The sequence below is a fragment of the Streptomyces sp. NPDC086766 genome (assembly GCF_044746005.1).
Classification (GTDB): domain Bacteria; phylum Actinomycetota; class Actinomycetes; order Streptomycetales; family Streptomycetaceae; genus Streptomyces.
In genome coordinates this window covers 1-14,612 of the sequence record NZ_JBIVBI010000016.1, presented here as the reverse complement: position 1 = coordinate 14,612, position 14,612 = coordinate 1, and the positions used below count along the sequence as shown (strand labels likewise).

General features: G+C 72.5%; 11 protein-coding genes. 7 read left to right on the top strand and 4 right to left on the bottom strand.

Annotation, left to right across the window (positions count from 1 at the left end; all coding sequences use genetic code 11):
- Window positions 1-16 precede the first annotated feature (16 nt).
- Together ACIPM1_RS26175 and ACIPM1_RS26170 are read left to right on the top strand one after the other, a co-directional pair.
- Entirely contained in the window at window positions 17-583 is a 567-nt protein-coding gene (locus tag ACIPM1_RS26175; RefSeq protein WP_402438732.1) for a WcaF family extracellular polysaccharide biosynthesis acetyltransferase, read from the top strand.
- Entirely contained in the window at window positions 580-1,701 is a 1,122-nt protein-coding gene (locus ACIPM1_RS26170) for a glycosyltransferase (protein WP_402438730.1), read from the top strand. Before ACIPM1_RS26175 ends, ACIPM1_RS26170 begins: the two co-directional genes overlap by 4 nt.
- 133 nt (window positions 1,702-1,834) lie before the next feature.
- On the opposite strand, the gene ACIPM1_RS26165 is transcribed toward ACIPM1_RS26170, so the two are convergent.
- From ACIPM1_RS26165 to gmd, 3 genes are all read right to left on the bottom strand, one after another.
- The gene (locus ACIPM1_RS26165) at window positions 1,835-2,488 is read right to left on the bottom strand and encodes a hypothetical protein (RefSeq protein ID WP_402438728.1); all 654 of its coding nucleotides are present in this window, start codon (window positions 2,486-2,488) and stop codon (window positions 1,835-1,837) included.
- Window positions 2,485-4,755 (bottom strand): LamG-like jellyroll fold domain-containing protein, encoded by a 2,271-nt coding sequence (locus tag ACIPM1_RS26160; protein WP_402438726.1) that lies wholly within the window; start codon window positions 4,753-4,755, stop codon window positions 2,485-2,487. The genes ACIPM1_RS26165 and ACIPM1_RS26160 overlap by 4 nt, the downstream gene beginning before the upstream one ends.
- A gap of 111 nt (window positions 4,756-4,866) precedes the next feature.
- Complete coding sequence (gene gmd / locus ACIPM1_RS26155) at window positions 4,867-5,880, bottom strand: GDP-mannose 4,6-dehydratase (protein WP_356191304.1); 1,014 nt, start codon at window positions 5,878-5,880, stop codon at window positions 4,867-4,869.
- A gap of 105 nt (window positions 5,881-5,985) precedes the next feature.
- On the opposite strand from gmd, the gene ACIPM1_RS26150 reads away from it, so the two are divergent.
- Complete coding sequence (locus ACIPM1_RS26150) at window positions 5,986-6,957, top strand: GDP-L-fucose synthase family protein (protein ID WP_402438724.1); 972 nt, start codon at window positions 5,986-5,988, stop codon at window positions 6,955-6,957.
- A 272-nt stretch (window positions 6,958-7,229) separates the two neighbouring features.
- Here ACIPM1_RS26150 and ACIPM1_RS26145 read toward each other — a convergent pair whose 3' ends face one another.
- Window positions 7,230-8,675 carry a sugar transferase gene (locus ACIPM1_RS26145; RefSeq protein WP_356191309.1) on the bottom strand — a complete coding sequence of 482 codons (1,446 nt, stop codon included), beginning with the start codon at window positions 8,673-8,675 and terminating at the stop codon, window positions 7,230-7,232.
- 533 nt (window positions 8,676-9,208) lie between these two features.
- On the opposite strand from ACIPM1_RS26145, the gene ACIPM1_RS26140 reads away from it, so the two are divergent.
- The 4 genes from ACIPM1_RS26140 to ACIPM1_RS26125 all read left to right on the top strand — a co-directional run.
- Window positions 9,209-11,149: an acyl-CoA dehydrogenase family protein gene (locus ACIPM1_RS26140; RefSeq protein ID WP_356191311.1), complete on the top strand. Its 1,941-nt coding sequence runs from the start codon at window positions 9,209-9,211 to the stop codon at window positions 11,147-11,149.
- Between the two features lie 152 nt (window positions 11,150-11,301).
- The gene (dxr, locus tag ACIPM1_RS26135) at window positions 11,302-12,564 is read left to right on the top strand and encodes a 1-deoxy-D-xylulose-5-phosphate reductoisomerase (protein ID WP_402438722.1); all 1,263 of its coding nucleotides are present in this window, start codon (window positions 11,302-11,304) and stop codon (window positions 12,562-12,564) included.
- A complete protein-coding gene (locus ACIPM1_RS26130) occupies window positions 12,561-13,865 on the top strand; it encodes a M50 family metallopeptidase (protein ID WP_402438720.1) in 1,305 nt (434 codons plus the stop codon). The genes dxr and ACIPM1_RS26130 overlap by 4 nt, the downstream gene beginning before the upstream one ends.
- A gap of 170 nt (window positions 13,866-14,035) precedes the next feature.
- Window positions 14,036-14,612, top strand: a 577-nt coding sequence (locus ACIPM1_RS26125) for a flavodoxin-dependent (E)-4-hydroxy-3-methylbut-2-enyl-diphosphate synthase (protein ID WP_402438718.1), incomplete at its 3' end; no start/stop codon positions are given.

Sequence of the window (14,612 nt, the reverse complement as noted above, 5' to 3'; positions counted from 1 at the left end):
GGAGGAGGGGGAACTCTTGCGCGATCTGCGAACGTTCACACTGTCCGGCTACGACAAGGGGCGCGGGATCGTCGCCCAGGCACTGTGGTTCTGCGTGCTGAACACGCTCTTCATGGCCTGGTTCTGCCCGGCGCGGCTGCGTGTCGCGCTGCTGCGGGCCTTCGGCGCGAGGATCGGCGAGGGCGTGCTGATCCGGCACCGGGTCCGCGTGCTGTGGCCGTGGAAGCTCACCGTCGGCGACCACACCTGGATCGGGGAGGGCGCCTGGCTGCTCAACCTGGAGCCGGTCACGATCGGCGCCCACGTGTGCGTCTCCCAGGAGGCGCTGCTGTGCACCGGCAGCCACGACCACCGCACCACCGACTTCCGGTACCGCAACGCGCCCATCCGCGTCGAGGACGGCGCGTGGATCGCCGCGCGGGCCACGGTGCTCGCGGGCGTGACGGTGGGACGGCACGCGGTGGTGTCCGCGGGCACGGTCCTCGCCCGGGACCTGCCCGACCTGACCCTCCACACGGCGCAGGGCACCCGCCCGCTGAAGGAGCCCGTGCGGGAACCGGCCGCGAAGGAGCGCACCCCGTGAGAGCCCTGCACGCCGTCACCCTGCACACTCCCACGCAGGCCTTCGGCGGCCCGGTCCGGGTCGCCGTCAACCTCACCGCGGGCCTCGCCGCGCGCGGCGTCGACAGCCGTATCGTCGCCCTCGGCTCCGGCTTCGACGGGCCGCTCCCGTCCGACGTGGACGGCCGCCCCGCCCGCCTCTACCCGGCCCGCCGCGTCCTGCCCGGCGCCGGTTTCAGCGGGATCACCTCGCCGGCGCTGCTGGCCGGCGCCCGCCGCCTGGTGCGCGCCGCCGACGTCGTCCACGTGCACCTCGCCCGCGACCTGGTCACCCTGCCGGTCGCACTGGCCGCGCTGAGCGCCGGGCGCCCGCTGGTGGTGCAGACCCACGGCATGGTCGACCCCAGCGACAAGGTCCTCGCCAGACTGCTCGACGCCGTGGCGGTCCGCCGCGTGCTGCGCCGCGCGGACGCGCTCCTGCACCTGACGTCGTACGAGCGCAAGGCCCTGGACGCGGTCCTGGGCGGCACCGGTCCCGGCAACCACGTACGGCTGGTCAACGGCGTGCCCGCGCAGGAGCGCCGCCCCCGCCCGGACGGCCCGCCCCGGCTGCTCTACCTGGCCCGGATGCAGGCCCGCAAACGTCCCGCGGACTTCGTCGCCGCCGCCCCCGAGGTGCTGCGCCGGCACCCCGGAGCCCGCTTCGTGCTGGCCGGGGCGGACGAGGGCGAGCTGGACACGGCGCTGAAGCTGGCCGCGTCCCTCGGCGTCGCGGGCTCCGTCGACTACCTCGGCACCCTCGCCCCGGGCGCGGTCCTCGGCGAACTGCGCCGCAGCCATGTGCACGTACTGCCCTCGGTCGACGAGCCGTTCCCGATGTCGGTGCTGGAGGCGCTGTCGGTGGGCGTGCCCTCGGTGGTCACCCCGACCAACGGGCTCGCCGACGACCTCGCCCGCTGCGGCGCCGGCCGCGTCGCCCGCACCTCCGACCACCTCGCGGCGGAGATCCTCTCCCTGCTGGACCCGGACGCCAACGACCGGGCCTCACAGGCGGCTTGGCAGCTCTCCCGCACGTCCTTCTCCCTGGACGCGGTCACCGACCGCCTCCACACGCTGTACGGCTCCCTCTCCCACCCCTGACGTCCGCCACCGCGCGCGGGACCCGCCGGACACGGCCCGCGCGGGCCCGAGCGGAGGTGGCGGGACGGCCGGGCACCGCCGTGCGCCCGTCATGCGGGGGCCGCCGGGCGGCGGCCCCCACGGTGGGACGGGGTCAGGCGCGGGCCCAGGCGTAGCACCCGGTGGACGTGAAGGTCCTGGTGCCCTTCCGCACGGTGATGGTGTGCGTGCTGCCGCCGGCGCCGTCGAGGGACCAGGAGCAGTCCTTCGACGGGGTCAGCGCCCGGTAGGTGCCCGGCGCCGGAGCGGCGTGGGTGCCGTCCGGATAGCCGCCCCGGGTCGCCGCGACGAGCGGCTTCAGCTCCGGGCAGAGGCCGTCCACAGCGGCCTCTGCCCCCTTGATGTCGCCGGCGATGACCGCGCCGACGGCCGCGTCCCGGTCGATCTTGGCCGTGTACGCGAGCCGGTCGCAGGTGTCCTGCCCGGCCTGCAGGATCGCCGCCGGATCGGTGCCCTCGGGCACCCGGCCCGCCAGGTACTTCTTCTCCTTCTTCGTGAACGACCCGGTGGCCGGGGTGATCTTCCCGTCGGGCACGGTGTTCCGCGGGCCCCGTGCGGCGCCGCCCGCCGGCGCCTTGCCGGACGGCGTCGCCGCGGAGGCGCCGGCCGCCGGGGCGGACACCGCCGGAGCGGCCGGGAGCGGGGTGCCGCTCGCGGCCGCCGCGGGGCGCGGCCCGCCTCCGCCCGAGCTGCCGCAGGCGGCTAGCAGCGGCAGGAGGGAAAGTACCGCGAGCGCACTTCTCTTCATGAAGCGCCCGTCCCGAGCTTGTAGTGGGCGAGCACCTGACTCGACGACAGGACCTTGCCGTACACGGCCACCTCGTCGATCAGGCCGGTGTAGTACCGGCTCGTCGGCTTGCTCGTCCAGGAGTCCAGGTTGTCACCGCCGACCCGCCAGTAGCCCGAGCCCGCCTGGTTGCCCGTGACGAGGGGGTTGGAGGCGCGCAGCGAGCCGTCGACGTACAGCTTCATGCCGTCGCCGCCCTCGGTGGCGACCACGTGGTGCCACTTGCCGTCGTTGTACGCCTGCAGGGTGCTGATGGTGCGGACCGACCCGGGGTAGACGCCGAAGACGAGCTGCCCGCCGTCGGTCATGTAGACGTGCTTGTCGTAACGGGTGGAGGCCAGCTGCACCTTGTTGGCGAAACCGATGAGCTTGCCGCCGTTGGTGGACGTGGTCTTGAACCACAGCTCCAGCGAGAACGCCGACGGAGCGCTGTGCAGCTTGTCGCTGTACGTCCACTCGCTCTGCGAGCCCGTGTAGCCGACCGACGAGCCGGACCCGGTCGCCGAGTCGGCGACCGCCTGGCTCGGCGCGTTCCAGTGCACACCGCTGTCGTCGCCGCTGGAGCTGTCGGCCGCGTACGCCCCCGACGTCTCGTTGAAGCGCCAGTACAGCGAGGCGCCGTCACCGCGGACGGCCGAAGGGTACGCGGCCGCGGCGGACGCCACCTGCACCGACTGCGCGGCCGACTTGCCGGAGGTGTTGGTGCCGTCGGAGGCGCTGATCCGGTACGAGTGGGTCTCCCCGGCCGACACGTCCGTGTCCGTCCAGGTCAGCTGCGGGCGCGACCACGGCAGGGAGGACGCCGGGATCTCCTGGACCGGGGTGGTGCCCCCGTCCTTGTAGATCCGGTACGTCAGGTCGCTGTCGTCGGTGTCGTAGCTGGAGCGCCAGTGGACGGCGACCTTGCCGGGATCGAGGCTCTCCACCCGCACCTGCGGCACGGTCGGCGCGCCGGTGTCCGGCCCGGAGGAGACCCGGGTCAGCGACTGCTGGGCGGTGCCGTTGACGGTGGTGAACTCGCCGCCCACCCACAGGTAGTCCGTCCCGCCCTTGGGGGCGAGGGCGAACACGCGCGGGCCGATGCCCTCGCCGATGCCGTCGTTGGTGTCCGGGGCCCAGCCCACCAGGCGCGGGTCGCTCACGCCCTCGGCGAGCAGATGGCGGCGCTGTCCGTCCGGGTACTCGCCCATCGAGGAGCAGTCGTGCGCGTGCGAGGCGCTGTAGACGAGGCCCTTGTAGAGCTGCAGGGCCTGGGTGGCGCCCAGGCAGGTGTCGCGCCAGCGCTGCGCGAACGTGTCCGGCTCGAACGCCGTCCGCCCGTCGAACACGCCGCCGCCGGTGCCCTCGTTGGCGGTGTAGACGCCGGTGGCGTCGGCGGTGATGTCCTTGACGACGGAGGTGTCCGGGAAGAAGCCCCGCGGGTAGGCCCGGGTCACCGCGCCGCTGGTGGCGTCGGTGATGGCCAGGGCGTGCGAGTCGCTGCCGTTGACGGTGAAGAAGTCGCCGCCGACCGCCACGTGCTGCCCGTCCGCGGTGACCTCCACCGCCCGCCCCGGAGCGTCCGCGTTCGCGGTCCAGGGGGTGAGGTCGCCGGCGGTGTCGACGGCGGCGAACCGCTGCCGGGTGCTGCCCTGGACGCTGGTGAAGTCGCCGCCGAAGTACACCGTCGAGCCGGTCACGGCGAGCGCCCGCACGGTCGCGGGCACCGAGGGGCGGAAGTCGGCGCGGGGCGTGCAGGTGGCGATGTCGATGGCGGCCAGGCTGCTCGCGCCGACCCCATTGACGGCGCCGAAGTACCCGCCGACGTACAGCGTTCTGCCGTCCGGGGACACCGCGAGCGCCCGGACCGTGGCGGTGCCGCTGCCGACCGTGAACGACAGCGAGCAGCCGGTGGGCGCGCCGGTCGCCGCGTCGAACGCGGCGAAGTTCACCGCCGACCGCTCCGCGGCGTCCCCGGCGTCGGTGCCCTCGGGGCGGATCGCCGAGAAGGTGCCCCCGGCGAACACGGTGCCGTTCGCCTGGGCGAGGGCGTACACGACGCCGTTCGTCTGCCAGGTGGAGAGGTCGTCGGCGGTCAGGGACACCGGCGGGGTGAGCGCGCCGGCGTCGGTGGCGGTGAGCGGCAGGCAGAGCAGCGGAGCGGCGCACGCGACGGCGAGCGCGGTGAGGCTCCGGCGGTGTCTGGACCCGCGGCCGGGGAGTCCGGGCTGTTTGGATCTGCGGTGCATTCCTTCTCCTAGCGGTGCGAGCGGGTGGTACGTGGTGCTGCGTGGGGGGCGTCCCTGGTGTGGGGTGGGGTGGGGGGAAGTGGCGCGCGCGGGGCGCCGGGCATCCGTGCCTCAGCGGTCCACGCGGACGGCGGTGCCGGCCAACTCGTCCTCCAGTCGCGCCACATCGGCGTCGACCATGATCCGGGCCAGTTCCCGCACCCTCACCGAAGGCGTCCAGCCGAGCAGTTCGGCCGCCTTGGAGGCGTCCCCGATCAGCGCGTCGACCTCACTGGGCCGCTCGTACTTGGGGTCGTAACGGACGAACTCCGTCCAGTCCAGGCCCGCGTGGGCGAAGGCGACCTCCAGGAACTGCCGGACGCTCGCCGCCTCGCCGGTCGCCACCACGTAGTCGTCGGGCTGGTCGCGCTGGAGCATCCGCCACATCGCCTCGACGTACTCGGGCGCGTAGCCCCAGTCGCGCACCGCGTCGAGGTTGCCGAGATAGAGACGGTCCTGCAGACCGGCCTTGATCCGGGCCACCGCACGCGTGATCTTGCGGGTCACGAAGGTCTCGCCCCGGCGCGGGGACTCGTGGTTGAACAGGATGCCGTTGACCGCGAACATGTCGTACGCCTCGCGGTAGTTGACGGTCGCCCAGTAGCCGAACACCTTCGCGCAGCCGTAGGGGCTGCGCGGGTGGAACGGCGTCCGCTCGTTCTGCGGGGGAGGGGTCGCGCCGAACATCTCCGACGAGGAGGCCTGGTAGAGCCGGGTCTCGATGCCGCTGGCCCGCACCGCCTCCAGCAGCCTGATCGTGCTGAGTCCCGTGACGTCCCCCGTGTAGAGCGGCGCGTCGAAGGAGACGCGGACGTGGGACTGCGCGCCCAGGTTGTAGACCTCGTCCGGTCTCAGGTCGCGCAGCAGGTTCACCAGCGCCACCCCGTCCGACAGATCGGCGTGGTGCAGGACGAAGGACCGTTCCGGCTCGTCGGGGCCCTGGTAGATGTGGTCGATCCGCTCGGTGTTGAAACTCGACGAACGGCGGATCAGTCCGTGCACGGTGTAGCCCTTGCTCAGCAGCAGCTCCGCGAGATAGGAGCCGTCCTGCCCGGTCACCCCGGTGATGAGTGCCGACTTGCCCATGCAGTACCCCCTCCGACGCGACCAACAGGTCGCGTTTTCCTATGAATTGACCTGACTTCCCGTGGAAAGTCCCCCGGGGCCGCCGACCGCTGGCACAATCCGCGCATGACAGCTGACGCTTCGCTCAAGCCCACGACCTCGTTGCTCCCGCGTCCGGCGCGGGTGTTCGTCGCCGGTCACCGCGGCCTCGTCGGGTCCGCGGTGGTCCGCCGGCTCCAGGCCGACGGACACGAGGTGGTCACCCGCGGCCGGGAGCAGCTCGACCTGCGCGACGCGGCGCGCACCGAGGCCTTCCTGCGCGACGTCCGTCCGGACGCCGTCGTGCTGGCCGCCGCCAAGGTGGGCGGCATCATGGCCAACAGCACCTCTCCGGTGCAGTTCCTGGAGGACAACCTGCGCATACAGCTGAGCGTCATCGCCGGGGCCCACGCCGCCGGGGTGCCGCGCCTGCTGTTCCTCGGCTCGTCCTGCATCTACCCGAAGCTCGCCGAGCAGCCGATCCGCGAGGAGTCGCTGCTCACCGGCCCGCTGGAGCCGACCAACGAGGCCTACGCCATCGCCAAGATCGCCGGTATCGCCCAGGTCCAGTCCTACCGCCGCCAGTACGGCGCCTCGTACGTCAGCGCCATGCCGACCAACCTCTACGGCCCCGGCGACAACTTCGACCTGGCCACCTCGCACGTGCTGCCGGCACTCGTCCGCCGCTTCCACGAGGCCCGCGAGACCGGTGCCCCCGAGGTCGTGCTGTGGGGCACCGGAACCCCGCGCCGCGAGTTCCTGCACGTCGACGACGTCGCCTCGGCCTGCGCGCTGCTCCTGGAGCGCTACGACGGCGACACCCCGGTCAACATCGGCTGCGGCGAGGACCTGCCCATCAGCGAACTGGCGTCGATCGTCCGGGAGGTGACGGAGTACCAGGGAGAGATCGTCTGGGACACCGGCAAGCCCGACGGCACCCCGCGCAAGCTCCTGGACGTCTCCCGCCTGACCGCCCTCGGCTTCAAGCCCGCCGTCTCCCTGCGCGACGGCATCGCCTCGACCTACGCGTGGTGGCTGGAGCACCGGCACGGCACCTGACCGCCCCCCTCCGGGGCCCCGCCCGGCGGCCGGGGCCCCCAAGCGGCTGCTCGTGGACGTGATCCCGGAGCGGGTGCGTGCGGCCACGGCCTCGGGGCCGGCCGGGCGCGCGGCCGTGGCTCCGATTCGCACGGGGTCTACGGCCGTGACCTCAGCGTCGGTCGGGCGCGCGGCGATCCCCCCGGGCCGGGTCGGGCGCGTGCCCGGGTACCCGGCGCCGGTGCGCGGGGCGCGCGGCGGCCCGGAAAGGGCGCGGGGCACCGGCCGCCCCCTCAGTACGCCCCGCGGCCGTCGACGACGGCGCGCAGGGTACGGGTCATGATCTCCACGTCGGTGGCGACCGACCAGTTGTCGACGTACCAGAGGTCGAGCGCGACCGTCTCGTCCCAGGAGAGGTCCGAGCGCCCGCTGACCTGCCACAGCCCGGTCATGCCCGGCTTGACGGCCAGCCGCCGCAACTCCGTCGGGCTGTAGTGGGCCACCTCGTCGGGCAGCGGCGGACGCGGCCCAATCAGGGACATGTCACCACGAAGCACGTTGAGCAGTTGCGGCAGCTCGTCCAGGGACAGCCGGCGCAGCACGGCGCCGAGCGGGGTGACCCGGGGATCACGGCGCATCTTGAACATGTGCCCGTCGTGCTGGTTGGCCCCGGAGCGCGCGAGTTCGGCCCGGCGGGCCTCCGCGTCGGCGACCATGGTGCGGAACTTCCACATGGTGAACGGCCGTCCGCCGGTCCCGCAGCGCGTCTGCCGGTGGAAGACCGGTCCCGGCGACGAGCCGCGCACGGCCAGCGCCAGCGCCCCGAACACCGGGGAGAGCACCAGCAGCCCGAGCGCGGCCCCGAGCCGGTCGAGCAGCGACTTCAGCCACGGCTGCCCGAACTGCTGTGCGGGCGGCGCCACCTGGAGCACCGTCAGCCCGGCCGCCGTGGTGGGCCGCACCCGCGCCTCGGCGACCTCCGTGAGACCCGGCACCACCGCGAGCTGGAGCCCGGCGCCGTGCAGCGCCCAGCCCACGTGCCGCAGCCGCTCGCCGGTCATCCGCAGACCCGGCGCGACCAGCGCCACGTCCGCCCCGGAGTCCGCCACGGCCCGCAGTACCGCGTCCGCGTCCTGCACCTCGTCCGCGGCGGTGTCCGCCAGCCGGCCCGCGACCGGCATCCCGCACCGCACGGCCCGGTCGCCGACCGGCACCACGCCCACCACCACGTACGCGTGGTCGGTGCGCGAGGCGAGCCGTCCGACGACATGGTCCACGGCGGCCGGCTCGCCCACCACCAGCGCCCGGCGCACCGCGCGTGCCTCGCGCCGCTGCCGGTTCAGGTGGATCTTCGTCATCGGCGCCACCGCTACCGCGGTCAGCAGCCCCGGCACCAGCGCGGCCAGCGTCAGGCTCGGCCGCGGCCCGTTCTCGACACCGGAGAGCACCAGTGCCAGCGCCAGGACCCCGGCCAGCAGCACCCAGTCGCGTAAGGCGGCCAGCACGCCCCACGACTCCCCGAGGCGCTGGACGGCATAGCGGCGCCGCATCGCCCGGATGGCCGTCCACACGGCCGCGCCCAGCAGCCCGCCGACGAGCGGCAGGTCCCGGCCGTCGGCGTCCAGGGCCACGGCCAGCGGGACCCCGATCCCGCAGGTGTCGGCGAGCACGGCGAGCGGCCGGTACCAGCGGGCCTTGCCGTCCCCGGGACGGTGCCGGCGGGCCGTGCCGTCACCCATTCGGTCCCAGTCGGCCGCACCCTCGCCCGTCCGATGCCAGTGGGCCGTGCCGTCACCCGTTCGGCCTCTTCGCCGAATCGTTTCCCTGCCGAGTCCGTTCTGCCCGGTCGTTCTGGCCGTCCGCGTCGTCCCGGTCCCGTTCCCGGACGCCTGAGCCCCCGGTTCCCCGGCAGACTCCGACACGCCGACATCCCGCATGTGCCCCCCAGCCATACGTCGCCGTCACGGGCCCGTCCGTCTCCTGCCGTTCCCCACCGAACGGACGTGCCCAAGTGATCGAGGACCCTATGGCACAACTGCGCACGCTCACCGGCGTTTTCGAGAAATTCATAGGAATCCGGTGAAGAAGTTCACAACTGGCCTTCACGTCACGGTCACGTGATGCTGGGTGAAACCACCCCGAAACAGACGGCCGACCGCGAGCGGCCCGCGCGAGGGGTGGTGGGTCCACACGGTATCGGGTACATACGATCCAGTAGGACCGGTCAGTAACGTACCGCCCCCAGATCCCTATTCGCGGCGAGGTGAGCCTCATGCCCGCACCAACGAGCAACCGGCCCAGCGTCACCGAGCGTGAGGCCCGCCAGGTGGCCGAGGCCGCCCGGGAGCAGGACTGGCGCAAGCCCAGCTTCGCCAAGGAACTGTTCCTCGGCCGCCTGCGGCTGGACCTGGTCCACCCGCACCCGCTGCCCGCCGACGAGGACGTCCAGCGCGGCGAGGAGTTCCTGGCGAAGCTGCGCGACTTCTGTGAGACGAAGATCGACTCGGCGCGCATCGAACGCGATGCGCGGATTCCCGACGAGGTCATCACCGGGCTCAAGGAGCTCGGCGCCCTCGGCATGAAGATCGACACCAAGTACGGCGGCCTCGGCCTGACCCAGGTCTACTACAACAAGGCCCTGGCCCTGGCCGGCTCGGCGAGCCCCGCGATCGGCGCGCTGCTCTCCGCGCATCAGTCGATCGGCGTACCGCAGCCGCTGAAGATGTTCGGCACCCAGGAGCAGAAGGACACCTTCCTGCCGCGCTGCGCCCGCACCGACATCTCGGCTTTCCTCCTCACCGAGCCCGACGTGGGCTCCGACCCGGCACGCCTGGCCACCTCGGCGGTCCCGGACGGGGACGACTACGTCCTCGACGGGGTCAAGCTGTGGACGACCAACGGGGTCGTGGCCGACCTCCTCGTCGTCATGGCGCGGGTGCCCAAGTCCGAGGGGCACCGCGGCGGCATCACCGCCTTCGTCGTCGAGGCCTCCTCCGAGGGCGTCACGGTCGAGAATCGCAACGCCTTCATGGGCCTGCGCGGCATCGAGAACGGCGTCACCCGCTTCCACCGGGTCCGCGTCCCGGCCGCGCACCGCATCGGCGAGGAGGGGCAGGGCCTGAAGATCGCCCTGACCACCCTGAACACCGGCCGGCTGTCGCTGCCCGCGATGTGCGCCGGCGCCGGCAAGTGGTGCCTGAAGATCGCCCGCGAGTGGTCCGCCGCCCGGGAGCAGTGGGGCAAGCCGGTCGCCCTGCACGAGGCGGTCGGCTCGAAGATCTCCTTCATCGCGGCCACCACCTTCGCGCTGGAGGCCGTGCTCGACCTCTCCTCGCAGATGGCCGACGAGAACCGCAACGACATCCGCATCGAGGCCGCCCTCGCCAAGCTCTACGGCTCCGAGATGGCCTGGAAGATGGCCGACGAGCTGGTCCAGATCCGCGGCGGCCGCGGCTTCGAGACCGCCGAGTCCCTCGCGGCCCGCGGCGAACGCGCGGTCCCCGCCGAGCAGATGCTGCGCGACCTGCGCATCAACCGCATCTTCGAGGGCTCCACCGAGATCATGCACCTGCTGATCGCGCGCGAGGCGGTCGACGCGCACCTGTCGGTCGCCGGCGACCTCATCGACCCCGACAAGTCGCTGTCGGACAAGGCGCGGGCCGGCGCCAACGCCGGTGTCTTCTACGCCAAGTGGCTGCCGAAACTGGTCGCCGGCCCGGGCCAGCTCCCGCGCTCGTACGCCGAGTTCCACCCGGCGGGCCACGCCGACCTCTCCACGCACCTGCGGTACGTCGAGCGTCACGCCCGCAAACTCGCCCGCTCCACCTTCTACGCCATGTCCCGCTGGCAGGGCCGGATGGAGACCAAGCAGGGCTTCCTGGGCCGGGTCGTCGACATCGGCGCCGAACTGTTCGCGATGAGCGCTGCCTGCGTCCGCGCCGAACTCCTGCGCGGCCAGGACGACCACGGACGCGAGGCCTACCAGCTCGCCGACGCCTTCTGCCGCCAGGCCCGCATCCGCGTCGCGGAACTCTTCGACCGGCTGTGGACCAACACCGACGACATCGACCGCAAGGTCGTCAAGGGCGTCCTCGGCGGCGCCTACGAATGGCTGGAGCAAGGCGTCATCGACCCCTCCGGCGACGGCCCCTGGATCGCGGACGCCACCCCCGGCGCCAGCCGGCACGAGAACCTGCACCGCCCCATCCCGTAGCGGCCCCCGCACCCCGACCTCGCGCTCACCACCGCCCCCGCCCCCGGGCGCCCCGCCACGGGCGCCGGGGGCGGCCCGGTCCCGGCGGCGCCCGCCACCCTCCTGGGGGACGCGCTGTCCTCCCGGGCCGCGGATGCGGCCACAATGGGGGGATGAGCGACAGCCCATCCCCTCTCGCCGACCCGCACCTCGTCTTCGACCCCGTCGCCGGAGACGGCCCCAAGGACGTGGTGATCCTCGGTTCCACCGGGTCCATCGGCACCCAGGCCACCGACCTCGTGCTGCGCAACCCGGACCGTTTCCGGGTCACCGGACTCTCCGCCAACGGCGGACGGGTCGGCCTCCTCGCCGAGCAGGCGTACCGGCTCCGCGCGCGGACCGTCGCCGTCGCCCGCGAGGACGTCGTACCGGCGCTGCGCGAGGCGCTCGGCGCGCAGTACGGGACGACGGAGCCGCTCCCCGAGATCCTCGCCGGACCGGACGCCGCGACCCGGCTCGCCGCCTCCGACTGCCACACGGTCCTCAACGGCATCACCGGCTCCATCGGTCTCGCCCCGACCCTCGCCGCCCTGGAGGCGGGCCGCACCCTCGCGCTCGCCAACAAGGAGTCGCTCATCGTCGGCGGCCCGCTGGTCAAGGCCGTCGCCAAGCCCGGCCAGATCATCCCGGTCGACTCAGAGCACGCCGCCCTCTTCCAGGCCCTCGCCGCCGGAACCCGCGCCGACGTGCGCAAACTCGTCGTCACCGCCTCCGGCGGCCCCTTCCGCGGCCGGACCGGGGAGGAGCTGGCGGACGTCACCGTCGAGGACGCCCTCGCCCACCCCACCTGGGCCATGGGCCCGGTGATCACGATCAACTCCGCCACCCTGGTCAACAAGGGGCTGGAGGTCATCGAGGCGCACCTGCTGTACGACATTCCCTTCGACCGCATTGAGGTCGTCGTGCACCCGCAGTCGTATGTCCACTCGATGGTTGAATTCACCGACGGATCGACACTCGCCCAGGCGACGCCCCCCGACATGCGCGGGCCCATCGCCATCGGCCTCGGCTGGCCCGAACGCGTCCCCGACGCCGCGCCCGCCTTCGACTGGAGCACCGCCTCGACCTGGGAGTTCTTCCCCCTCGACACCGACGCCTTCCCCTCGGTCGGCCTCGCCCGGCACGTGGGCGGGCTCGGCGGCACCGCCCCGGCCGTGTTCAACGCGGCGAACGAGGAATGCGTCGACGCGTTCCTGTGCGGAGCGCTGCCCTTCAACGGGATCATGGACACCGTGACACGAGTGGTCGAGGAGCACGGCACACCCGGTACGGGAACTTCCCTGACCGTGCCGGACGTCCTCGAGGCGGAGACCTGGGCACGGGCCCGGGCCCGCGAACTGACAGCGCAGACGGCGACCGCGGAGGCGCGTGCATGACGTCCCTGATGATGATCCTCGGCATAGTCGTCTTCGTGATCGGCCTGCTGGTCTCCATCGCGTGGCACGAGCTGGGGCACCTGTCCACCGCCAAGCTCTTCGGCATCCGCGTGCCCCAGTACATGGTCGGCTTCGGCCCGACCGTCTGGTCGCGGAAGAAGGGCGAGACGGAGTACGGCGTCAAGGCCGTCCCGCTCGGCGGCTACATCCGCATGATCGGCATGTTCCCGCCGGGCGAGGACGGGCGGATCACCGCACGCTCCACCTCGCCCTGGCGCGGCATGATCGAGGACGCCCGGTCGGCGGCCTTCGAGGAGCTCCAGCCCGGCGACGAGTCCCGCCTGTTCTACACACGCGCTCCGTGGAAGCGGATCATCGTGATGTTCGCGGGCCCCTTCATGAACCTGATCCTCGCCGTCGCGCTGTTCCTCACCGTCCTCATGGGCTTCGGCCTCCAGCAGCAGACCACCACGGTCAGCTCCATCTCCCCGTGCGTCATCGCGCAGAGCCAGAACCGCGACACCTGCAAGAAGTCCGACCCCGCCTCCCCGGCCGCGGCCGCCGGCATGAAGCCGGGGGACAGGATCGTCTCCTTCGACGGGGTGCGCACCGAGAACTGGAACACGCTCTCCGACCGCATCCGCGTCAGCGCGGGCAAGGACGTCCCGATCGTCGTCGACCGCCACGGCCGCGAGCTGACCCTGCACGCCAGGATCGCCACCAACCAGGTGCCGAAGAAGGACTCCAGCGGCGCCTACGTCCAGGGCCAGTACGTCAAGGCGGGCTTCCTCGGGTTCGGTGCGGCCACCGGGGTGGTCAAGCAGGACTTCGGGCAGTCCGTGACCTGGATGACCGACCGGGTGGGCGACGCCGTCGACTCGCTCGCGGCGCTGCCGTCCAAGATCCCCGCCCTGTGGAACGCGGCCTTCGACGGCGCCCCCCGGGCGCCCGACTCCCCGATGGGCGTCGTCGGCGCGGCCCGGGTCGGCGGTGAGATCTTCACCCTGGACATCCCGCCCAGCCAGCAGCTCGCGATGGCCGTCATGCTGGTCGCCGGCTTCAACCTCTCGCTGTTCCTCTTCAACATGCTCCCGCTCCTCCCGCTCGACGGCGGGCACATCGCGGGCGCCGTGTGGGAGGCCCTGCGCCGGCAGGTGGCCAAGGTCCTGCGCCGCCCGGACCCGGGCCCGTTCGACGTGGCGAAGCTGATGCCGGTGGCCTACGTGGTGGCCGGGATCTTCGTCTGCTTCACCCTCCTCGTCCTGATCGCGGACGTGGTGAACCCCGTGCGCATCTCGTAGTCACGCGGCGTTCGCGGCGGCCGGGCGGGGTTCCCGCCCGGCCGTCTTCCATTGAGCGGGTCTGCCGGGGCGGGATGTGCTCGGGCGACCCGCCGTGCCGTAATCTCGAAGCCTGGAGCCCGCTGCTGACGGGGCCGGATCCTGATCCACGACTTGGGGTTGCACAGCAGATGACTGCGATTTCTCTCGGCATGCCGTCCGTTCCGACCAAGCTCGCCGAGCGCCGCAAGAGCCGGCAGATCCAGGTCGGATCCGTGGCGGTCGGCGGGGACGCGCCGGTGTCGGTGCAGTCGATGACGACGACGCGTACGTCGGACATCGGTGCGACGTTGCAGCAGATCGCGGAGCTGACGGCGTCGGGGTGCCAGATCGTGCGGGTGGCGTGTCCGACGCAGGACGACGCGGACGCGTTGGCGACGATCGCGCGGAAGTCGCAGATCCCGGTGATCGCGGACATTCACTTCCAGCCGAAGTACGTGTTCGCGGCGATCGAGGCGGGCTGTGCCGCGGTGCGGGTGAATCCGGGCAACATCAAGCAGTTCGACGACAAGGTGCGGGAGATCGCGCGGGCGGCGAAGGAGCACGGGACGCCGATCCGGATCGGTGTGAACGCGGGGTCGCTGGACCGGCGTCTGCTGCAGAAGTACGGGAAGGCGACGCCGGAGGCGCTGGTGGAGAGCGCTTTGTGGGAGGCGTCGCTGTTCGAGGAGCACGACTTCCGCGACATCAAGATCTCGGTGAAGCACA